General features: G+C 60.0%; 1 protein-coding gene. It reads left to right on the top strand.

Annotated elements, in window-relative coordinates; genetic code table 11:
• The coding region (locus AC3DE3_RS17385) for an SLC13 family permease (protein WP_488370870.1) at nucleotides 1–445 on the top strand (445 nt) is incomplete at both ends.

Here is a 445-nt window from a genome sequence, read left to right as displayed (position 1 = left end):
CTGGGACTGTATATCGTTTTCATTACCGCGCTGGAGTTAAACCAGGCGCTGGCGGGCGCGCTGCTGGTGGCGTGTGGCTTCCTGTTCCTCGCCCGGCGGGTGCTGGTGAGCGTTGACTGGACGCTGCTGCTGGTGTTTATGGCGATGTTTATTGACGTCCATCTACTGATCCAGCTCCCGGTATTGCAGACCGTTCTCCATAGCGTCAGCGGTCTGTCGCAGCCGGGACTATGGCTAACGGCGATTGGTCTCTCGCAGGTGATCAGTAACGTGCCGTCCACCATTTTGCTGCTTAACTATGTTCCCCCAACGGTACTGCTGGCGTGGGCGGTCAACGTCGGCGGCTTTGGGCTGCTGCCCGGCTCGCTGGCCAACCTCATCGCCCTGCGGATGGCCAACGATCGCCGCATCTGGTGGCGCTTCCATTTATGGTCAATCCCGATGC

The sequence above is a fragment of the Dietzia sp. IBK-p2-16D genome (genome assembly GCF_057773085.1).
This window is presented reverse-complemented; position numbering and strand designations above follow the sequence as displayed.